This window comes from Anaeromyxobacter terrae, from assembly GCF_022690685.1.
Classification (GTDB): domain Bacteria; phylum Myxococcota; class Myxococcia; order Myxococcales; family Anaeromyxobacteraceae; genus Anaeromyxobacter; species Anaeromyxobacter terrae.
In genome coordinates, this window is the sequence record NZ_JALCYY010000031.1 from 19,609 (window position 1) to 39,371 (window position 19,763).

The following is a 19,763-nucleotide window of genomic DNA, read 5'->3' on the forward strand; positions in this document are numbered from 1 at the left end:
CGGGCAGGAAGGCGTCAGCTCAGTGGTCGCGCGGTGCGCCGATGCAGCAGTGGCTCACGGTCGTGCAGCGGAGGTCGGCGACAACCGGAAGACGAATCGCGCAGCAGAGGCCATCACGCTATCTCTCGGGAACTTCGCGGGCGGCAACATCATCGCCCTAGAGTGCCTTTCCATTGATGACCTGGATATCTAGCGAGAGCACATCAAGGTCATGAACGCAGCCGAGGTTGACCCGATAGTCCCCCGGCCTTGCGGGTCCTTGATAGTCGGGTGGCACGGAGGCCACCGTGCTGAACGGGAATATGCCGCAGGTGCGGCAGAAGAAGTGGTTCACGTTCTTGTCCCCGAACTGATACAGGGCTAGGCGCTCTTCACCTTCCACCTCGACATCCGATGGGCGGAAGTAGTTCGAGGACATGACCGCCCCTTTGCGGATGCAGATGGAGCAGTTGCATCTTCGGCCGCTCGTGATCTCCTCGCAAGTGAACGTGAAACGGATGGCCCCACAATGGCAACTGGCACTGTAGGTTCTCGGTGTCGTCATGTTCGTTCCTCGTCCCGCGACCAAAGCCGCCGAGAGTCAGCACGCACAGCCACACCAGCGGGAAGCCGGCTGGCGAATGTCATCTGACGGGCCATTGATGTGTCCGACACTCCAGATTCCTGGGTCCACCTCCGGACTTAACCGTACGGATGTCCCCAAGGATCTTTCGGGAGGCATTGGCTTCGCCAAGTCGTCGAGAGTTTCGGGGTACTGCCCGACCTCGCCCTTGTACAGGGTGGATGCAGTTCTCGATCATCTGCATGTCCGTCTTTGCCTGGCTGATCGCGTGGTACCGCCGCAGAGCAGCGCGCAGCTGGCGAGCAGCGCCATAGAGACAGGTAGCCTTATACGGGCCGGGCACACTGACATCCAACGATCATACCGCTTCGCCGTCGGCCCGGATCAGGCCGACGGCTCGCGTTGTGGTGGCGTCCAGTTGTGCGGCAGCAGTACGTCGATGCGCGCGGCCGGGTGCGTCTGCACGCGGAGCAGGACGTCCGCGAGGTACGCCACTGGGTTCACGTCGTTCGCCTCGCACGTCGCGATGAGCGAGTAGAGGCCGGCCAGGTTCTCGCCGGCCTCGTCGTGCCCGACGAAGAGAAAGTTCTTCCGCCCGAGCGCAGCGACGCGGAGCGCACGTTCCGACGCGTTGTTGTCGACCGGCAGGTGCGGGTCGATGAGGAACAGCGTAAGCGCGTTCCACTGCCCGAGCGCATAGGTGATCGCCTCGCCCATCGGGCCGCGTGGCGGGTGCCTTGGGCGCTCGGCGTCGAGCCACACCTTGAATTCGTCCATCACCGCACGGCTGCGGGTCTGCCGCATCGCGAGGTGCTGTGGCGTGCCCAGGAGGTCCGCATCGAGAGCGGCGCGCTCGATCCGGTAGACCTCGAGGATGAAGTCCATCGCGCGCTTCGCGGCGTCGGGAGCCGCTGACTGCGCGTCGAAGAACTTGCGCCGGAGGTGCGCGAGGCAGCCGGCGCGCTCGCGGCAACCGGGAAGCGTGACCTTGTTGTAGCCGGAGTAGCCGTCGACGAGCAGCTTGCCGATGGTGTCGGAGAGCACGCGCACCGGCGTCTCGCCCGAGCGGCTCCGCGAGAACACGTACGCGATGATCTCCTTCTCGGCCTCCTCGCGCGCGATGAAGCTCCAGAGCCACGCGGTGCGCGTCTTGTCCTTCGCCTGCACGCGGTGCGTGGTCTCGTACGCGAGCACGATCTCCTTCTCGGCGACGAGTTGTAGCAGCCGATCCGAGAGCGGCTTCGTGAGCTCGGCCGTGCGGTGGAAGAGATCGCCGAGCGTCGAGTCGTTCACCTGCACGCCGACGCGCCGGTACGCCTTCGCCTGCCGATGCAGAGGCAAGGAGTCGGCGCACTTCGAGACCACGACCTGCGCCATGAACGTCGGGCCGAAGCGCGCCTTGTCGTAGACCTTCTCCGGCCCGTCGGCGGTCACGATGCCCTCGCCGCAGCGACAGCGGAGCTTCTCCTGGATGTGGAGCTGACGCTCCACCATCGCCGGTACGAGCTCGTACAGCTCCGTAATCGCGCCGGCGCCGAGCGGCGTGAAGTCGCGCCCGCCGCAGCTCGGGCAGACCCTCTGGTCGTCGCGGACCTTGTGCTCGATTTTCCGGGTGACGAGCTGGCGCTTCTTCTCGGCGTTCTCGCGCCGCGTCTGGAGCGCCGCGAGCCGGTCGGCCTCTGCGCGCGCGGGATCGCGGAGGGCCTCCGCGACTGGCGGCATCTTCTCTGACCGCTTCCCGAAGACGTGGCGCTGTAGCGCTTCGAGCGTCCCCTTCATCGACGCGAACTGCTCGCGCATCTCGCGGAGGTCGCCTTCGAGCGCCTCGGCCCGCTCGCGCCATTCGCAGCGATGATCGTCGCCACCCATCCACGATCGTCAGATCATGTCGGGGGCGGCTTGTCCATGGGGCGAGTGCCCTGACGATCCACCTGGGATGGGGGCGTCCAGTGCTCGGGGCGGCGGACGCGGCCGAAGTCGATCCCGTCGAGCAGCATCGCGAGCTGCGTAGCGTCGATCTCGACCGCCATCGACGAGGCGTCCATGTGCGGGAGCTTGAACTGGCCGCGCTCGAGCCGCTTGTAGATGAGCACGAAGCCGCCCTTGTCCCAGGTGAGGATCTTCGCCCGATCGCAGCGCCGCGACACGAACACGAAGAGGTGGCCCGAGTACGCGTCCTTCTCGAGCTCCTCCTGCACGATGGCCATGAGACCGTCGATGGACTTCCGCATGTCGATCGGTGTCGAGCCGATGAAGATGCGGACCGACCGCGGGATCGTGATCACGCTGAGCTACAGCGCCGCGGCGAGAGCTCGGAGATAGCCGACGTCCGTACCGGCCGGGAACCGCACGCGCGTGCCGGAGGGCAGGGCGAGCTCGAGGAGGTCGTCGGCGCCGGCGGCGACGAGCGCCCGCCGCGACTCCGTCGCGGACGCCACCACGCGCACCGGCACGAGACGCGAGCCTCCAGGTTCAGCGGCTCGCGCAGGGGCTTGACCCGACGACTTCGTCTCCTCCGCGACGAGCGGCCGAGACTCCTTCCGCAGCCGATAGAGCCAGTTGCGCAGGTTGCTGAAAGAGACGCCACGCTCCGTCGCGAACTCGCGCTGCGTCAGGTCACTCGACTCGAAGTCCGCGACGAGCTTCACCCACCGCGCCCGCTCCTGGTCGTCCATGTGTCTCCTCCGCGTTGAGACCGCGGAGGATCACGCGGGCGGACGGCCGCTGCTACACGGGGTCCGTCGGGCGGTTACGGCGAGAAACGTCTGCCGTATCGGCTCATCGTTTCGGCCGTACGACGTCCCGTAGCCGATCCAACCAGAAGGCGGCGCCAACACGTCCCTGGGAAAGCGGGCCGGCAGGTTCTTCCAACCGTTTAGACAAAATGACCCACGCGTCGAAACACTCGCGATCATCCGCTCGAGGTCGCCCCCGCGACGACGCTCGGGCGCCCGTGTGCCCGCACGAATCTACTTGAACAGCGGCGGCTTCTCCGCGATGGCCGGAGGCAACCCCGCGGCGATCAACAGGTCCTCAAGATTCTGCTGCTTCAGCCAGATCAGGAAGCCGCGATCCACAACGTTCAGCAGCCGGGCGGACTGGTGGTAGTCCAAGATGATCGGCTTGATGTTGAGCGCCACCTGGAGCGCAGCCGCCGACTGAAGTGCCTGCGTAAGGTTCCCGGCGTTCAACGCAGCACCTTCAGGATGGTGCGCCGTGATCGCCTTGTAGACGACGTTGTACTTGAGACCGCGCTCAAGCAACTGGGGCGGCGCCGTCAACACGGGGACGAGCAACCACTTGTACATCTCGAGCTGCGTCTTCTTGAAACCGCCCGCGAAGTTCGAAATGAATGTGTTGTAGCGCGCAGACTGCGTGTCAACGACCGCCCTGATCATCTCTGTGGCGGAGACGCCGTCGCCGACCCGCCTCTTCTCCGGCTTCTTGAAGTACACCTTCGCGGCGTCGCAAGCGCGGTAGCAGGCCTCCTGCACGACGTACACGCTCTCATAGCAGCCCGTCACCAGCCCCTGCTTGAACTCTGAGTCAAATTCGATATTCAACAGCTCCTCGCCCTTCGCGATGACCTGCAGCAGCTCGGCCTCGGACCATTCGTCCGCGTTCACCGCGATAACACGACCGGACAAGTCCCCGTTCCACTGGATAAGCCGGTTCTCGTCAAGCCAGACGCCGACGACGATGAACGAGAAGTCCGAGCCCTCATGGAACGCCTTCAGGGCGACCGCGAAGTCCTTCTGCGTTTCCTCTGGAAGGTAGTGAAAGTCCTCCAACACGACGAACCGGTCGAACTCGATCTTCTTCAGCGCCGCGATGATGTCGTTCACGTCCGCCGGATCGAGTTCCAGCGGCTCGGTCGTGACCTGAAGCCTTTCGTCGCCCGCCTTCTCGCCGCCGACTTCCGCGGCCGCCTCCACTCCGGGGATCTTCCCCACTGCCGGCCAGCCAACCTTCGCCCCCAGCTTCGCGGTGATCTTGTGCCCGCCCCCCACCGTCCGCGTCGTTGATTGCTCGACCGTATATCCCGCCTGCTTGAGGATCGCGGCGTGGAGCTGTCCGAGGTCCCACTTATTCGAGCAAGTAACGACGATGTAGTCTTGCTCCTCCAGGTTCCACTTCCGAAGGCACGTCTTTCCCTGCTTCGAGCTTCCGTGGATGACGATGTGCTTGCGGCGCGTCAGGGCGTCGAGAAGCTCACCATCGACCTCCGGCCGCGTTACGTAGTTCAGCGGGACGTCTCGCGAGATGCCGTATACGTCCGTGAGCCGGACCTCTTCGTCAGCCACGCCTCACCTCTGCCTTCCTACCGCGCCAAGCGGCTGCGCCGGATCTTACCCAAGCGCCCCCCGCGAGTCCCGGTCGGAAACGGCTCCGGCGGCCGAACCGCGTGCCAAAGCCGGTCCAGCCAGACACCCCCTGTTCGCCATTCAGCGAGGCGGCGCCAGCAGGTCGCTGGGCTCGGGAACCTTGCTGGCAGGTTCTTCCAGCCGCGCCCAGCGACCCCAGACAAGATGACCCACAGAACGGCCTCGAAGCACTCACGATCGTCCGTGCGAGGGCGTCCCCCACGGGACGCCGCGCGTCGCCGCCCTTGCCTGTAAGCCTCGATCAGCCGCCACTGCTCCGCGATCAACGGCGCTAGTAGTACCGACGGTACCGTCACACCGTCACAGTCTGGCGTGCACGAATCGGCACGAGAAGACACGAAGGGAATGTCACTTCGGCTGAATCCGGGCCCTTCGTGTCCGAACCGCAACGAAGAGGCACGAGGAGGCACCGGTTTACGGGCGTTCGATTCCCCTGCTCTGCCGTTCTTGCCGATCGCGCCCCGCCACCGAAGGGCACATCAGGTCAACGCCGGCGGGCGGCCTGCCGAACGAGTTTGGCGACGGCCTTACGCGGATGAAGGCGGCGAGGAGCGGGTGCCTATTCGACCTGCTTCCGCTCGCACCCATCCGTGCAGCCTCGCCCCTCTCCCGCCCCCAGACCCGCCGGCGAGACATCCTCGACCTTCCCCGAACAGTCGCAGTCCTCGCCACGCCACGCCTCGCGCGCCTCCTTGACGATGAACCACGTCATCGCGAGCGCCGCGACGGGATCCGCCCACCACCAGGCGAACGCGGCGTTCAGGCCGATGCCGGCGAGCGTGATGATCGAGAGCCAGAAGCACGCCGTGGTCTGGAACGCGTCGGCTTCGAGGGCGCGGCTCCCCAGGCGGCGCGCGGCCCGTCTCTTGGCGCGGGCGAGCCACTGCATCGTGACGATCGAGACGGCCGTGAGGACGATGCCGACGGTCGACGGCCGCGGGGCCTCCCGGTTCCACAGCGCCGTCCCCGCCTCGACGGCGATGTAGGCGCCGAGCAGGAACAGCGACGCGCCCACGAGCCTGTGGGCGCGCCCGTCGAGACGCTCCACCTCCTCCTCGTCCATCCCGCGCCGCTCCGCGACCAGGCGCCAGATGAGGACGGCTCCGGAGGCGCTCTCGACGAAGCTGTCGATCCCGAAGCCGAGGAGCGCCACGCTGCCCGCGAGCACGGCCGCCGTGACCGCAATCACGCCCTCGACCACGTTCCAGCCGACCGTCAGGTACTCGAGACGCAAGGCGTACCCGACGGATTCCGAACGGTTCCGCGCAGTCACCTCGTTCATCTCGCATCTCCTCCGAAGGGCGCTTCGGACCCCATCGCCCGGGCGAGCTCCGCCTCGGCCTCCGCGAGCTCCCCGAGCGCCTCGACATGCTCCCGCCTCGCCTCGACGGCGCCGCGCCGGATGAGCAGCAGCTCGGCGATGCCGATCTTTCCGGCGTCGTACGCCCTCGTCGCGAGCGTGACGTTCGCCTCGGCCCCGGCGAGGGCCTCGCCCTCGAACGCCTGGGCGGCCTCCGCGGCAGTCTCGAGCCGCGACACGGCCAGCCCTACCTCCTCACGGACGCGCCGCTCCGCGGCCGCGACCTCAGCCTGGGCCCGCGCCAACCGGGCGGAGGCGATGCCTCGTCCCCCCTGGTTACGGTTGAAGACCGGCAGATCGAACGTGAGCGTTCCGAGGACGATGTCGGCACCCTCCTCGCGGGAGTACCTGGCGCCGATCGCCGGAGCGGGGAGCGACTCGCGTTGCGCGAACCGCACCTCGCCCTCGGCGGCGGCGAGCTCGCGCCGCGCGGCGACGAGATCCGTCCGCGCCGCGAGCGCCCGGTTCACGAGCGCCTCGGCGTCCAGGGTTGCGGCGCTGCTCGCCCGTGGCAGCTCGCCTGCGAGCTCGAGCGGCGCGCCGGGTTCGCTACCGAGCAGGGTCCGCAGCTCGGATCGAGCGGACGCTGCGCGCCGAGACGCGACGGCGACCGCCCGCGCAGAACGACCGCCCTCCGCGCGCGCCGCGTTCACCTCGAGCTGCGTCGTCGCGCCGAGCTCGAAGCGCCGCTCGACCGCGCGCACGGCGTCGCGGGCCACCGTGAGGTCCTCGCGTGCGAGCGCGACCAGCCGGTCGGCCGCGAGCACGCGTGCGAACGACGAGCGGACCTCGGCGGCGAGCCCGACGCGGCGCGCCGCGACGCGTGCCTCGGACGCGTCCCGCTCGGCCGACGCCACGTCGATCCGCGCGCCGCGCTGACCGAAGAGCTCGACGCGTTGGGAGACGGAGACCTCGACGTCGGTCGTGCGCCGATCACCCCGGCTTCGTGGCCCGGCGCCCGCGGAGACCTCCGGATTCGATTGAAGCGGGAGCTCCGCGCCGACGAGCCGCGCGCGCGCTGCCCGGGCGTCCGCGGCGAGCGCAGCGAGCTCCGGGTTCCGCTCCAGCGCGATCGCGACCGCGCGATCGCTCGTGAGTGGCTCCGCCCCGGCCGCCGACGCCATGCAGACGGTCACCGCGGCCGCGATGAGCTTCGTGTTCATGCCCGCTCCTCCCGTGCCGCCGCGAGCCCAGGCCGTTCGGCGTCGCGCTCCGTCCCCGAGTCCTCCTCTCGCTCGCCGCGCTCCGCGTCGCCCTTCGCGCGCAGCGCCGTGAACAGGACGGGCAGCACGAGCAGCGTGAGCACGGTGGACGACAGGACACCGCCGATGACGACGGTCGCGAGCGGTCGCTGGACCTCGGCGCCCGGTCCCGTCGCGAGCGCCATGGGGACGAACCCGAGCGATGCCACGGACGCGGTCATGAGCACCGGCCGAAGCCGGGAGATCGCCGCCTCTCGGACCGCCTCGACGAGCGCGACGCCGCGATCGAGCAGCTGCCGTACCCGGGAGACGAGGACGAGCCCGTTCAGCACCGCCACGCCGAAGAGCGCCACGAATCCGACCGCCGCCGAGATCGAGAACGGCAGCCCGCGCAGGGTCAGAGCCAGGATGCCTCCGACGAGCGCGAAGGGTACGCCGCTGAAGATGCGCAACGTATCGAGCAGCCTCCCGCTCGAGACGTGGATCAAGAGGAACACCAGCGCGAGCGCGATGGGCACCACGACGAGGAGCCTCGTGCGGGCGCGCTCCAGGTTCGTGAACTGCCCGCCGAAGCGCACGAAGTAGCCCTCGGGCAGCTCCACCCGCTCGCCGATCGCCTTCTGGGCCGCCGCCACGAAGGACCCGAGATCGCGGCCGTGCACGTTCGCCTGGACCACGACGCGCCGCTTGCCCCACTCCCGCTGGATGGTCGTGGGGCCGGAGTGCTCCTCGACGTGCGTGAGCCGCGAGAGCGGGATCCGCTCGCCGGCGGGGCCCGGCACCTGCACGGCCCCGAACGCGTCGGGATCTCGGAACTCCTCGGAGAGGCGAACGCCGAGCGCGAAGCGGCGGTCCCCCTCGCGGATCTCTCCCACGTGGCGGATCCCGACAGCCTCCGTGGCGTCGAGCACGCTGCGGGCGGGGATCCCGTACCGGGCGATGGCGTCGCGGTCCACGGTGACCTGGAGCACGGGCTGCCCGGTCACCTGCTCCACCGTCACGTCCGCGGCGCCCGGGATCCCCCGCAGCACCGTCTCGACCTCGCGTGCCTTCGCGCGGAGGAGGTCGAGATCGTCGCCGAACAGCTTCACGCCCAGGTCGCTGCGGATGCCGGCGACCATCTCGTTGAGCCGCATCTCGATGGGCTGCGTGAAGGCGAGCCGCTCGCCCGGGAGGACTTCGAGCTCCTTCCGCATCGCCTCGACGAGCTCGGCTTGCGTGTGCGCGCGCTTCCAGCGTTCCCGCGGGCGGAGCGCCACGAACACGTCAGAGAGCTCGACGCCCATCGGATCCGTCGCGACCTCCGGCGTGCCGGTGCGCGTCCACACGCGCTCCGCCTCGTCGGGGAACTTCGCCAGGATCACCTTCTCGATCCGCTCGCCCATCCGGACGGACTCGTCCAGCGAGACCTCAGCGAGGCGCGCGACGTTCACGACGATCGTCCCCTCCGACAGCCGCGGCACGAACTCGCTCCCGAGCCGGAGCGCGCCGATCGCCGCCACCGCGATCAGCGCGGCGGCGACGCCGAGCATCCACCGGGAGTGCGCCAGGGTCCACGCGAGGATCGGCTCGTACTTCCGCTTCAGCCACCCGACCCACCGCGGCTCCCGGTGGGCACCCTCGCGGAGCGCCAGCGACGCGAGCACCGGCGCGAGCGTCATCGACAGGAGGACCGAGCCGAGCAGCGCGAGCACGACCGTGAGCGCCATCGGCCGGAACAGCTTCCCCTCGACGCCCTCGAGCGTGAGGATCGGCAGGTACACGAGCGCGATGATGAGCTCACCGAAGAGCGTCGGCTTCCGCACCTCGATGGCCGCGTCGCGCACGACCTCACGGACTGGGCGCCGCCCGCCTTCCATCCCGAGGCGGCGCTCCGCGTTCTCGACCAGGATCACGGAGCTGTCCACCACCAGCCCGAAGTCGATGGCGCCGAGGGACATCAGCGTCCCGGCGATGCCGAAACGCAGCATCCCCGTGAACGCGAAGAGCAGAGAGACCGGGATGGCGCTCGCCACGATCAGCCCGGCGCGGAAGTTCCCGAGGAACGCGAACAGCACCGCAACGACGAGCAGCGCCCCCTCGAGCAGGTTGTTCCGGACCGTCCGGAGCACGAGGTCCACGAGCTCGGTGCGCTCGTAGACCGGCTCGGCCGTGATTCCGGCAGGGAGGCTCTTCTGGACGTCCGCGAGGCGCGCCGCGAGCGCCTTCGTGACCTCGTGGCTGTTCTCGTGGACGAGCATGAAGCCCAGGCCGAGCACGGCCTCGCCCTCGCCGTCCGCCGTGACGGCCGCGCGACGGATCTCGCGCCCGACCTCGACGCGGGCGACGTCGCGGATCCTCACCGGCACCCCGTCGTGCGCGGCGACGACCACTCCTTCGATGCCGCGCGCGTCCGTGAGCGCGCCGACCCCCAGCACGAGACGGCTCGTCCCGCCGCGATCGAGGACGCCGCCGCCGACGTTCGCGTTGTTCTTCTCGAGCGCCTCGTAGACGTCGCCGAGCGACAGGTCGAACTTCTGCAAGCGGCGCGGATCGACGACCACGTGCCACTGCTTCTCGTTGCCGCCCCAGGCGTTCACCTCGGCCACGCCGGGGACGCTCCGGAGCTGGGGCGCCACGATCCAGTCGTGCGCTGTCCGGATCTCCTCGAGCGACTTGCCCTTCCCCTTCACGAGATAGTGGAACACCTCGCCGAGACCCGTCGCGACCGGCCCAAGTGCCGGCCGCTCGATGCTCGCAGGCAGCTCGAGCCGGGAGAGTCGCTCGGAGACCTGCTGCCGGGCGAACCACAGGTCCGTGCCGTCCTCGAACTGCACCGTGATCTGGGAGAGGCCGAACTTCGAGATGGACCGGAGATCCTCGACCTTCGGCAGCCCCGCGAGCACCTGCTCGACCGGAATCGTGATCTGTCTCTCGGCCTCCAGCGGCGCCAGAGCAGGCGCGACCGTGTTCACCTGCACCTGCACCGGCGTCGTGTCGGGGAAGGCGTCGATCGGGAGCGCGCGGAACGAGAGCACGCCGGCCACCACGATCGCGGTCCAGGCCCCGACGACGGTCCAGCGATGCCGGAGGGACCACTCGATGATTCGCGTGAGCACGGTCGCTCCTAGTCGTCGGCGCAGCCGGCGCCGATCGAGTCCTTCAGGATCTCGGTCTTGAGAACGAATGCCCCCGTCGTGACGACCTCCGAACCGGGCGCGAGGCCGCCGACGACCTCCACCTCACCGCCCGCCCGCGCGCCGAGCTTGACCGACACCGGGTCGTACTGGCCCGGCGCGGTCCGCACGAAGACGAGGTCGTGCTCCTGCGCCCGCTGGATCGCGTCGAGCGGTACGAGGAGCGCGTGGCGCGGCGAGGCCACCTCGATCGTCCCGCGCACGAACGCGCCCGCCCGCAGCACGCGGTCCTTGTTCGGCAGGTCCACGCGGACGCGGACCGTTCGCGTCCTCGGGTCGATCGACGCGGGCACGCGCGTGACACGTGCCTCCCGGACCTCGCCGGACCCGTCGACGCGCACCGTCACCTTCTGGCCTGCGCGCAGCGCTCCCGCGTGCTCCTCGGGGACGTCGAGCACCGCCCAGAGCGTGCGGACGTCCGCGATCTCGACGAGGGAATCCTCCGCCGAGACCGCCCGACCCGCGACGGCGGCCCGCGCCACCACGGTCCCATCGAAGGGCGCGACGAGCGCGTACCGGCCCCCGCCCCCCGCGTCGCCCGCGCCTGCGGCGCGCAGCTCCGCCCGAGCCGCGTCACGCTCGGCCTCCGCCGTGGCGAGCTCGGTGCGCGCCTGCTCCACGTCGCGCCGCGAGCTGATCCCGTCGCCCACGAGCGATTCCTCACGGGTGAGCGCCGCCCCCGCCGCCTGGGCGCGCGCCTCGGCCGCCGCCAGCCGTGACTGCGCGCCGCCGACGGCACCGGACGCGAGCACGACGAGCCGCTGGCCCCGGCGGACGTCCTCACCGACGTCCACCTTCACCTCGACGACCGTCGCCTCGCCGCGCGCGGAGAGCCGCGCGAGCTTGTTCTGGTCGAACTCGAGCTGGCCGACCGCCTCGACCGTGGGCGCGAACGGACGCTCCGCGACGCGCGTGGTCACGATCCCGGCTTCCCGCTCCGTCTCTGCGGATGCGAGGCGGATCTTCGTCCCCGGTTCCGGGAACGAGGGCAGCTCGTGCCCAGCCGCCTTCACCTTCTCGGGGTGACAGTACGGGCAGACGGACTCAGGGTAGCCGTGCTCGCGACAGTAGTCGCCGGCCTGGATGAACTTCGCGATGAGCTGCGGCCGGCACTTCGTGCACATCGCCTCCGGGACCGCGTGCTCGTTGCACCAGGGCTCGGCGTTCGGCGCGGCCTCCGGCTTCGCCGCCGTGGTGAACGTGAGTCCCGGGTTGCACTTCTTGCACTGCGATTCCGGGACCCCGTGCTCCTCGCACCAGTCCCCCATCTCCTTGAACGCAGGGATGAGATCCGGGTTGCAGCGCGTGCACAGCTCCGCCGGCACACCGTGCTCGCAGAGCTTCGGCGCGCCGGCGCTCGCGACCTGCTCCGCCCCCGCCCCGAGCGCGGACTTTTCCGGCGTCGCGCCGTGCCCTTCGACGCTCGGCGCCGAACGCGTGCAGCCTGCTCCTGCAACGACTGCGGCGAGCGCCGCCGCCAGGGCGACGCGGGTCACTTCACGCCCTCCTTCGCGAGCCTGGGGTTGCAGCTGGCGCACTGACTCTCGGGGACGCCGTGCTCCCCGCACCAGTCGCCCTTCGCCTTGAAGACGGGGATGAGCTTCGGGTTGCAGCGTGTGCAGAGCGTCTTCTTCACGCCGTGCTCGCACTTCTCAGCGGTCGAATCCGCTGCGGCGGGCGCAGCCGGCTCGCCGGCACGGCTCGGGGCGGCGAAGGTGAACAGGGCGGCGAAGGCGACCGCGAGGGCGATCGAACGCATGGACTCTTCTCCTTCCGCGCTGTGGCGCGGACGCGTCGTGGACGACGGGACGAAGGACGAGGGAAACCCGCGTGAGCGGACACACTGCTCCCGTGATGGGAGCGCGTCAGGCTCTCGGCGGGTGAAACACGCCGGCCGTCAGCACCGGGAGCCGGGGCGACGCTTGCGCCACGAAGACGGTGCGCACGATCGTCGCTGCGGCTGGGCAGTGGCACGGCGTGGCCACCGTGGCGAGGGACACATGCACCTTCGCGCAGACGCCCTGGGCGCAGTTCGGAGGACAGTGCTTGCCGTCGAGCGCGCCGTCGCACGCGGCCGCGCAGTCGTCATCCATCGCGGCCGCGAGGATCTGAGCGGCGCCCGACGTGAACGCGCTCACGGCGACGAGCACGAGCACTCGCAGGACGCGCACGCTCACCGCGTCCCTCCCCCGTCGAGCGCGGTCTCGAGTGCTTCCCGGACCCACGGGTCGGCGAGGCTGTAGTACGCGAGCCTGCCATCCATCCGGAACTTCACGAGCCCGAGCCTCCGGAGGAGCTGCAGCTGCTGCGACGTCGCGGGCATCGAGCGCCGGGCGACCTTCGAGAGGTCGCAGACGCACAGCTCGGCGCGGCAGAGCGCGTGCAGGATGCGGACGCGGGTCGGATCGGAGAGCGCCGAGAACCGCTCGGCGACCCGCCCGATGGCGGCGTCGTCCGGGGCCGCAGCGCAAACGGCGGCGACCTTGCGGGAGTCGACGCAGACGACCGCGCACTCGCCCGTCGCGTTGGCGCGCGCGGGGCGGACACGGCGGGGTCGGGCGGAGGTCACTTCCACGGTTGCGAAAATAACGAAGCTCGCTACGCGCTGTCAACCGCGCGAAGGCGAACCTCATCGCAGCGTCTTCAGGAACAGGAGCAGATCGTCCCAGTCCTGATCGCTGAGCTGCCAGCGCGGCATCGCGGTGTCGAGCCGCTCGCCGTCGGGGTCGATGCCCTCGACCACCGCGCGGCGGATCAGGTCGTCCGTGAACGTCGGACCGCGGCTGCCGTCGGGATCGCGCATGCCGGACGGATCAGTGAGGTTCGGGTACGTGATGTTCGGCGTCGTGAACATCATGGTGCGAAGCCCCCGCCCATCCGACCCGTGACAGCCCGCGCAGCCGCTCCTCATCATCATCATCCCGAAGCCGCCGTTGCGAACGATCGGCTGTCCATCAACGCCGATCCCCCAGTTGAAGATACGCTCGCCGAGCGCGACGGGGTCGCCGCTGTTCGTTCCTCCCGCCGGTCCGCCGCATCCCGGCGCCATCGGCCCCCACCTGTATCCTCCGCCGTCGAGACCTCCCATCATCTGCCCGCAGCGGGCGTAGACCTGCGCGCCGTACGAAGCCATGACGTCGGCGTGGCGGAAGGCCTCGGCCTGGTTGTCGCTCAGGCTCGCGAAGGTGCACGCGACGCGACCGTGCGCGTCGAGGTCGGCCAGCATCGCGATCGCCACGCAGCTCATGTCCGCGTACGCGGTGCCGTCGTGCGCGCCGATGAAGCCGTCCATCGCGCCGCTCATCTGCACCATCTGCGAAACCCACGGGCGCACCTGCGCGTCGTAAGCGTCGTGCGCCGCCGGGCAACCCGCGACCGTCATGGTGGGCGCGCCCATCGCAGCGCGATAGGAAAGCGCCGCCGATTGCACGCGTCCCGTGAGGTCCTGGTAGTTCGCGATCTGCGTCCTGTCGGACCTGTCGGCGTTCGTCGGGGTCGCGCCCGGGTTCGTGGACGAGTCTCCGCACGCGATGACGGCGAGCAGGCCTGCGCTCGCAAAGGCGAGGATTCTGGTTCGCATCTCGACGCTCGTGTCGTTCGGGTTCGGCGCCGGGGTGAAGCAACATGCGCGCCTCGACCACACCAGCAGCGAATCGCCACCCCCGCCACCCGCAGGGGGGCGAAAACGATGCGGGAGGCACGGGTTCCGCGCACACATCGCGCTTCCCCCCTGTGTCCCGGAAGCAGCCAGGCACGTGGCGGCACTACTCCCGCTCGCGTGCCCGCCCGTTCACCTGATCGCTGGCGCTGACGTTTGGCCGAAGGCGACGGAGCGTCAGCAGGAAGCGCAGCCATCAGCGACGTCGCCGCGCCACCTTCGGCTTCTTCGCCACGCCGTGGAGCGGCACGTTGGCCGTGTTGTCCTTGCGGAGATCGACTGCGAACTTCACCGGCCTGTAGCCGTCGAGGGTCATCCGTAGCCAGACCGCTGCCGCCTTGCGGGCGACGTTCACTCGAAGCGGCGTCTTCCCCAGGCGTTGCCCGGTGTCGAGCCGGACGACGGACGCGCCGGGCGGTGACGAGCGAATGACAAGCTCGACGGCTCCCCGCTGCTGCGGTCCTGAAGCGGACATCGTGCGCGAGGGAGACGTCGCCCGCGAGGTCGTCGCCGGACGCTGCGACGTCGCCGGCGCGACCGAGGTCGAGGTCGGGGATGACGTCCCGGCCGGGCTCCTGGTCGCGGTCGGGGGCGAGATCGAGCTCGGGGGCGGGATCGAGGTCCCGGTCGCGTCGGACGACGGCGACGGGTCCGTGCGAGCCTCCGACTCGAGTTCCCGCACCAGTGTTCGGCCGGACTCGAGCGCCGCGCCGAGGTTCCGCGTGACGCCGAACCGCACGGCGACGGCGGCGCCCGTCGCCACGATGGCTGCCGAGGCGACCGCAGCGAGGAGGCTGCGCGAGCGTACGATCGTGCGGCGCCGCCGCGGCGCGCGCAGCGCCTTGGCGAGCGTCGCCATCGACTCGAAGCGATCGTCTGGGCGCTTCTCGAGGCTCTTGGTGAGGACCGCGGCCAGCCAGGCCGGAATGCGTTCGCCGCGCGGCGTCCGCCGCGGTAGCGCCTTCTGGGGCTGCTCACGGATGAAGATCGCAAGCTCGACGAAGCTCGGTGCGGTGAACGGCACTTTGCCGGAGAGCAGCTCGTACAGGACGACGCCCGCTGCCCAGATGTCGGCGCGTCGATCGACGTCCCTCCCCAGCGCCTGCTCCGGCGCCATGTAGTGCGGCGTCCCCAGGACCATCCCAGCCGAGGTGGCGGCGTGATCGACGGGATCGCGCAGCTTCGCGACCCCGAAGTCGAGCACCTTCACGAAGTCGGCGCCGTCCCTCTCCACGACGAAGATGTTGTCGGGTTTGAGATCGCGGTGAACGACCCCCTTCTCGTGCGCAGCCTCGAGCGCTTCGCACACCTGCGTCATGATTCGCAGCATCCGATTCAGCGGCGGGTACTTCCGGCCGCGCTGGGTCATCAGCTCGCGCAGGCTCGCGCCTTCGAGCAGCTCCATCACGAGGTACGCGAGCCCGGGCGCCTCGACGAAGTCGGTGACCTCGACGATGTGCTCGTGGTCGATGTCGTTCACGACCCGCGCCTCGCGGAAGAAGCGCTCGACGACATCGGGGCGCGCCACGTACTCCGGGTTCAGGACCTTGATGGCGACTTCACGCCCGAGCCGGATGTGGCGCGCGCGGTAGACGCATCCCATGGCTCCCCTGCCGAGCAGGCCCACGAGCTCGTAGCTGCCGAGCGCGGTGCCGACGTCCACGGTCGGCGCCGTACCGACCACGGTGGAGGAGATCTCGCTCATGAGGTCGTCGGCCATGGTACCGCGAGCGGTCGCGGTCAGGGAACCGTTGGCCCGTGGAGCTCCGTCCCGCCGGCGCTCCGGTCGCCGGATCCATCACGGCAACCGGATGGACAGCGGGTGCCGGAACACGTCGCGGGGATCCCAGCGCGCCTTGACCCGCTGCAGCCGGGGGTAATTGCCCTTGTAGTAGAGCGTGTGCCACGGGATGCCGGAGGTGTTCCACCGCGGGTCGGCGAGATCCGCGTCCGGGTGGTTGATGAAGGCGCCGTCGGCGACCTCGCCGGGCGCGGGCACGCCGCCGCTGTCGGCGAAGAGCTCCCAGTAGAGCGCACGGACCCAGCCCAGGTTGCGCTCCTCGTCCCGCGGGTCCATCCAGCCCGCGTTGCACGCGGTGGTGAGGATCGAGTCGCGCTGCGCCGAGGCGGTCGCGTCGGGCGCCACGGTGTTGACCTTTCCTCCGTAGGTGGCGAGGCCCAGCATGCCGCCGGGCACGTCCACGTCGGTCCGGGTCAGGTGATGGTGCGCGACCTGGATCTGCCGGTCGGTGAAGCGTCTGCGCAGGAAGGCGTCCTTGATCTTGAAGCTCGCGTTCTCCGCGCCGGGCACCCGGAACAGCTCGGGGAAAGGGTTCAGGGCGAAGCGGAGCCAGGAGCTCGTCTCGAGCTGGCGGGTGCAGGGCGCGCCGACGGCCTGGTTCAGGGCGGCGAGGTGCTCGTCGCAGAGCCGCGCGGCCTCTTCACCTGCGGTGGAGAGGCCGCGCAGCGCGATCGTTCCGGACTGGCGGCGGTGGAGGAAGAGGATGCTGAAGAGCCTCGCGCCGGGAGCGTCCGGGCCGCCGTTCCGCTCGCACCACTCTCCGTGATTGCGCACGAGCCGGGCGAACGCCCGCTCGTCGAGGTCCTCCCAGCTCCACCCCACCCGGAACGTCAGCACCGACCCCGGCGCCCGGGGCAGCAGCGCGGCGGGGTCGGTCCCGCGCGCGTCCGGCGACCTGAACCAGTACCGGGTGACGATCCCGAAGTTGCCGCCTCCGCCGCCGGTGTGCGCCCACCACAGCTCGCGGTTGGGATCCGACGGCTCGCGGGTCGCCACCACGCTGCGCGCCCTGCCGGCCTCGTCCACCACGACCACCTCGACCGCGTAGAGGTGGTCCGCCGCGAGCCCGTGCTCCCGGCACAGGAAGCCGAAGGCCCCGCCCAGCACGTGCCCGCCCATCCCGATGTCCGGGCTCTCGCCGGCCGGGAGCGTCACTCCCCAGCCGAGGAACAGCTCGCGGTACACCTCGCCGACGGTGGTCCCGCACTCCACCGCGAAGGCCGCCCGCTCCGGGTCGTAGGAGACGCCTTTCATGAGGGAGGTGTCGATGAGGACGCGCACCGCCGGGTCGGCGACCAGCCCCTCCAGGCAGTGCCCCCCGCTCCGGACCGCCACCCGCAGATCCTCCTGCACCGCCTCCTGGACGGCCTGGACCACCTGCCCGGTGGAGCGGACCAGCCGCACGTAGTCGGGAGCCCCCCGGAAGCGCCGGTTGAAGCCGCGGTGGGCCAGATCCGCGTAGCGCGGGTCGTCGGGTCCGATCCGGCCGGGGTCGGCGGGACCCGCGTGCTGCGACTCGGATTCGAGGCGGGTGGTCATCTTCGTTGCCTAACGGCCCGCCGCTCACGACCCCACTCGATTCAGGCTCGCGGGGGAAGGCGCTCGCCGCGCCCGGGCACCCGCTCGCCGACGCGCTCGAGGCACCAGGCCGTGACACGGCGGGCTCGAGGCCGGGGCGCGCGTGCGCCGGGATGCTCTCCGCCGCCCGCTCCCGTATCATCCGCGAGGTGGGCACCGATGCCCGCCCTCGCCACCGGAGCGACGCCATGGAACGGCAGACCTCTCCTCCCGAACCCCAGAGACCGCCCGGTGCCCACGTGCAGCCGCCGATCGTGTACGTCGAGCCCAGGTGGGAGTACAGGCACCTCGTTCGCGACCTCGCCGAGGAGGCGACGCTCGACGAGACCGAGCTGAACGCGCTCGGGGCGAAGGGCTGGGAGCTCGTCGCCGTGCTCGCTCACGGCAGCACGGCGCACTTCTACTTCAAGCGCCAAAAGGAGTGACGGGCCGAACACGTCACGGCCGCGGTCGGCACCTCGCGCCGCCGCTCCGCAGGCTCCGGTCATGGAGAAGCGACTCGAGGAATCCCGGCGCATCATCGCGATCGCGACGGTGGGGGACGCGGATCCCGGCGTCGTCGCACACCTCCACGGCGTGATCGAGGAGGCGTTCTGCCGGGGCATCGTCGACGCGCCCGCCCTCCCGCTCCCCAAAGGTGCCCACCGGTCCTCGCGCGGCCGGTGGCTCGCGACCGACCTCCTCGATGCGGTCGCTGCCGCGCGGTCGCAGTCGTGGGAGCGGATCCTCGGTGTCGCCGAGGTGGACCTCTTCGTCCCGGACCTGAACTTCGTGTTCGGCGTCGCGGACGCGAGCCGCAGCGCCGCGATCATGTCGCTCGCGCGGCTCGTCGCGCGCGCCGATCCGGAGCGGACGTTGCGTCGCGCCGCCACGGAGGCCGTCCACGAGCTCGGCCACGCGTACGGGCTCGGCCACTGCCGCGACGCGCGCTGCGTGATGTGGTTCTCGAACACGCTCGCGGAGACCGATCGGAAGGGCTCGCAGTTCTGCGCCCGACACGCCGCCGCCCTCCGCCGGGCGGACGCGGGCGCGTGAGGAGCGGCGCGGTGGCCGTCAGCGGGCCGAGCGCGGATCGAGCCGGCGCAGCCCGGCGCGCCGCGCCGCCTCTCGCGCGCCGTGGAGCTCCGCGGCCGTGGGCCTCCTCGCGAGCGGCTCGTGCTCGAACGCCCTGAAGCACGGGCGGTACTGGTCCATGAGGTTCACGTAGGTGTCCGGCGAGATCTCCTCCGCGATGAACCTCAGCACCTCGTCGGTCCCCGAGATGCCGTCCGGGAGCACCAGGTGCCGGACGAGGAGGCCGCGCCGCGCGATGCCGTCCGCGTCGATGACGAGGTCGCCCACCTGCCGGTGCATCTCGCGCACGGCGGCGCGGTTCACGGCCGCGTAGTCGCGCACGTGCGAGTAGCGGCGCGCCAGCTCGGGGTCGGCGTACTTCATGTCCGGCATGTAGACGTCCACGACGCCGTCGAGCAGCGCGAGCGCCTCGGGGCTGTCGTAGCCGCCCGTGTTGTACACGAGCGGGAGCCGGAGCCCGCCGCGAGCGGCGATCGGTAGCGCCGCGAGCACCTGCGCGACGACGTGGCTCGGCGAGACGAGGTTCACGTTGTGGCACCCGGCGCGCTGGAGCGCCAGCATCGTGGCCGCGAGCTCCTCGGGACCGACCTCCCGGCCCGCGCCTTCCCACGAGAGCTCCCAGTTCTGGCAGTAGAGGCAGCGGAGGTTGCACCACGCGAAGAAGATCGTGCCCGATCCGGCCCAGCCCGTGAGGCACGCCTCCTCGCCGAAGTGCGGGAAGGCGCTGTCGACCCGCGCGCGCTCGCCTGTGCGGCACACGGCGCCGCGCACGGACACCTTCCGGTTCACCCGGCAGTAGCGGGCGCAGAGGTCGCAGCACTCGAGGTGAGACGAGGCGATCAGGGCCCGCTCGTCCAGCTCGCCCGACGCGAGCAGCCGCAGGTAGGAAGGCTCGAAACGGGGAGCATCGGCGGAGCTTCGCGCCATGACGCCATCATTGTGTCACCGGGCCCGGTGGAAGCGACGG

19 protein-coding genes are annotated in these 19,763 nt (G+C 70.3%); 2 read left to right on the top strand and 17 right to left on the bottom strand.

The window, feature by feature from the left end; all coding sequences use genetic code 11:
• Positions 1-157 precede the first annotated feature (157 nt).
• The 16 genes from MNY62_RS14800 to MNY62_RS14870 all read right to left on the bottom strand — a co-directional run bounded on the left by MNY62_RS14800 (position 158) and on the right by MNY62_RS14870 (position 17,683).
• Positions 158-544, bottom strand: coding sequence for a GFA family protein (locus MNY62_RS14800; RefSeq protein WP_279426620.1), 387 nt, complete (start codon positions 542-544; stop codon positions 158-160).
• Between the two features lie 402 nt (positions 545-946).
• Positions 947-2,431: an IS66 family transposase gene (gene tnpC, locus MNY62_RS14805; RefSeq protein ID WP_242344949.1), complete on the bottom strand. Its 1,485-nt coding sequence runs from the start codon at positions 2,429-2,431 to the stop codon at positions 947-949.
• Positions 2,432-2,445: 14 nt separating this feature from the next.
• Positions 2,446-2,847: an IS66 family insertion sequence element accessory protein TnpB gene (gene tnpB / locus MNY62_RS14810; protein ID WP_242344950.1), complete on the bottom strand. Its 402-nt coding sequence runs from the start codon at positions 2,845-2,847 to the stop codon at positions 2,446-2,448.
• Positions 2,848-2,853: 6 nt separating this feature from the next.
• On the bottom strand, positions 2,854-3,237 hold the full coding sequence (tnpA, locus tag MNY62_RS14815; protein WP_242344951.1) for an IS66 family insertion sequence element accessory protein TnpA: 384 nt from the start codon (positions 3,235-3,237) through the stop codon (positions 2,854-2,856).
• A gap of 294 nt (positions 3,238-3,531) precedes the next feature.
• Positions 3,532-4,866 carry a hypothetical protein gene (locus MNY62_RS14820; RefSeq protein WP_242344952.1) on the bottom strand — a complete coding sequence of 445 codons (1,335 nt, stop codon included), beginning with the start codon at positions 4,864-4,866 and terminating at the stop codon, positions 3,532-3,534.
• A 17-nt stretch (positions 4,867-4,883) separates the two neighbouring features.
• Positions 4,884-5,357 carry a transposase gene (locus tag MNY62_RS25750; protein WP_408629088.1) on the bottom strand — a complete coding sequence of 158 codons (474 nt, stop codon included), beginning with the start codon at positions 5,355-5,357 and terminating at the stop codon, positions 4,884-4,886.
• Positions 5,358-5,506: 149 nt separating this feature from the next.
• Positions 5,507-6,229, bottom strand: coding sequence for a cation diffusion facilitator family transporter (locus tag MNY62_RS14825; RefSeq protein ID WP_242344953.1), 723 nt, complete (start codon positions 6,227-6,229; stop codon positions 5,507-5,509).
• On the bottom strand, positions 6,226-7,470 hold the full coding sequence (locus MNY62_RS14830; protein WP_242344954.1) for a TolC family protein: 1,245 nt from the start codon (positions 7,468-7,470) through the stop codon (positions 6,226-6,228). The genes MNY62_RS14825 and MNY62_RS14830 overlap by 4 nt, the downstream gene beginning before the upstream one ends.
• Positions 7,467-10,607, bottom strand: a complete 3,141-nt coding sequence (locus MNY62_RS14835; RefSeq protein WP_242344955.1) for an efflux RND transporter permease subunit — start codon at positions 10,605-10,607, stop codon at positions 7,467-7,469. The genes MNY62_RS14830 and MNY62_RS14835 overlap by 4 nt, the downstream gene beginning before the upstream one ends.
• An 8-nt stretch (positions 10,608-10,615) precedes the next feature.
• Positions 10,616-12,181 carry an efflux RND transporter periplasmic adaptor subunit gene (locus MNY62_RS14840; protein WP_242344956.1) on the bottom strand — a complete coding sequence of 522 codons (1,566 nt, stop codon included), beginning with the start codon at positions 12,179-12,181 and terminating at the stop codon, positions 10,616-10,618.
• Positions 12,178-12,444, bottom strand: coding sequence for a hypothetical protein (locus MNY62_RS14845; protein WP_242344957.1), 267 nt, complete (start codon positions 12,442-12,444; stop codon positions 12,178-12,180). Before MNY62_RS14845 ends, MNY62_RS14840 begins: the two co-directional genes overlap by 4 nt.
• 106 nt (positions 12,445-12,550) lie before the next feature.
• On the bottom strand, positions 12,551-12,856 hold the full coding sequence (locus MNY62_RS14850; RefSeq protein WP_242344958.1) for a hypothetical protein: 306 nt from the start codon (positions 12,854-12,856) through the stop codon (positions 12,551-12,553).
• 2 nt (positions 12,857-12,858) lie between these two features.
• The gene (locus tag MNY62_RS14855) at positions 12,859-13,260 is read right to left on the bottom strand and encodes an ArsR/SmtB family transcription factor (RefSeq protein ID WP_242344959.1); all 402 of its coding nucleotides are present in this window, start codon (positions 13,258-13,260) and stop codon (positions 12,859-12,861) included.
• Positions 13,261-13,314: 54 nt separating this feature from the next.
• The gene (locus MNY62_RS14860; protein WP_242344960.1) at positions 13,315-14,265 is read right to left on the bottom strand and encodes a c-type cytochrome; all 951 of its coding nucleotides are present in this window, start codon (positions 14,263-14,265) and stop codon (positions 13,315-13,317) included.
• 274 nt (positions 14,266-14,539) lie between these two features.
• On the bottom strand, positions 14,540-16,048 hold the full coding sequence (locus MNY62_RS14865; RefSeq protein ID WP_242344961.1) for a serine/threonine-protein kinase: 1,509 nt from the start codon (positions 16,046-16,048) through the stop codon (positions 14,540-14,542).
• Between the two features lie 93 nt (positions 16,049-16,141).
• On the bottom strand, positions 16,142-17,683 hold the full coding sequence (locus tag MNY62_RS14870; RefSeq protein WP_242344962.1) for an FAD-binding oxidoreductase: 1,542 nt from the start codon (positions 17,681-17,683) through the stop codon (positions 16,142-16,144).
• Between the two features lie 278 nt (positions 17,684-17,961).
• Between MNY62_RS14870 and MNY62_RS14875 the strand changes: the two genes are divergently transcribed.
• Complete coding sequence (locus tag MNY62_RS14875) at positions 17,962-18,147, top strand: hypothetical protein (protein ID WP_242344963.1); 186 nt, start codon at positions 17,962-17,964, stop codon at positions 18,145-18,147.
• A gap of 61 nt (positions 18,148-18,208) precedes the next feature.
• Complete coding sequence (locus tag MNY62_RS14880) at positions 18,209-18,757, top strand: peptidase M54 (RefSeq protein ID WP_242344964.1); 549 nt, start codon at positions 18,209-18,211, stop codon at positions 18,755-18,757.
• An 18-nt stretch (positions 18,758-18,775) separates the two neighbouring features.
• Here the strand turns inward: MNY62_RS14880 and MNY62_RS14885 are convergent, their stop codons facing one another.
• A complete protein-coding gene (locus tag MNY62_RS14885; RefSeq protein WP_242344965.1) occupies positions 18,776-19,723 on the bottom strand; it encodes a radical SAM protein in 948 nt (315 codons plus the stop codon).
• Positions 19,724-19,763: the final 40 nt, after the last annotated feature.

What these genes read in the sequence shown, in the direction of transcription:
- MNY62_RS14800 (WP_279426620.1), bottom strand. Translation starts at nt 544, where the DNA reads ATGACGACACCGAGAACCTACAGTGCCAGTTGCCATTGTGGGGCCATC.
- tnpC (WP_242344949.1), bottom strand. Translation starts at nt 2,431, where the DNA reads ATGGGTGGCGACGATCATCGCTGCGAATGGCGCGAGCGGGCCGAGGCG.
- tnpA (WP_242344951.1), bottom strand. Translation starts at nt 3,237, where the DNA reads ATGGACGACCAGGAGCGGGCGCGGTGGGTGAAGCTCGTCGCGGACTTC.
- MNY62_RS14825 (WP_242344953.1), bottom strand. Translation starts at nt 6,229, where the DNA reads ATGAACGAGGTGACTGCGCGGAACCGTTCGGAATCCGTCGGGTACGCC.
- MNY62_RS14830 (WP_242344954.1), bottom strand. Translation starts at nt 7,470, where the DNA reads ATGAACACGAAGCTCATCGCGGCCGCGGTGACCGTCTGCATGGCGTCG.
- MNY62_RS14845 (WP_242344957.1), bottom strand. Translation starts at nt 12,444, where the DNA reads ATGCGTTCGATCGCCCTCGCGGTCGCCTTCGCCGCCCTGTTCACCTTC.
- MNY62_RS14860 (WP_242344960.1), bottom strand. Translation starts at nt 14,265, where the DNA reads ATGCGAACCAGAATCCTCGCCTTTGCGAGCGCAGGCCTGCTCGCCGTC.
- MNY62_RS14865 (WP_242344961.1), bottom strand. Translation starts at nt 16,048, where the DNA reads ATGAGCGAGATCTCCTCCACCGTGGTCGGTACGGCGCCGACCGTGGAC.
- MNY62_RS14870 (WP_242344962.1), bottom strand. Translation starts at nt 17,683, where the DNA reads ATGACCACCCGCCTCGAATCCGAGTCGCAGCACGCGGGTCCCGCCGAC.
- MNY62_RS14880 (WP_242344964.1), top strand. Translation starts at nt 18,209, where the DNA reads ATGGAGAAGCGACTCGAGGAATCCCGGCGCATCATCGCGATCGCGACG.
- MNY62_RS14885 (WP_242344965.1), bottom strand. Translation starts at nt 19,723, where the DNA reads ATGGCGCGAAGCTCCGCCGATGCTCCCCGTTTCGAGCCTTCCTACCTG.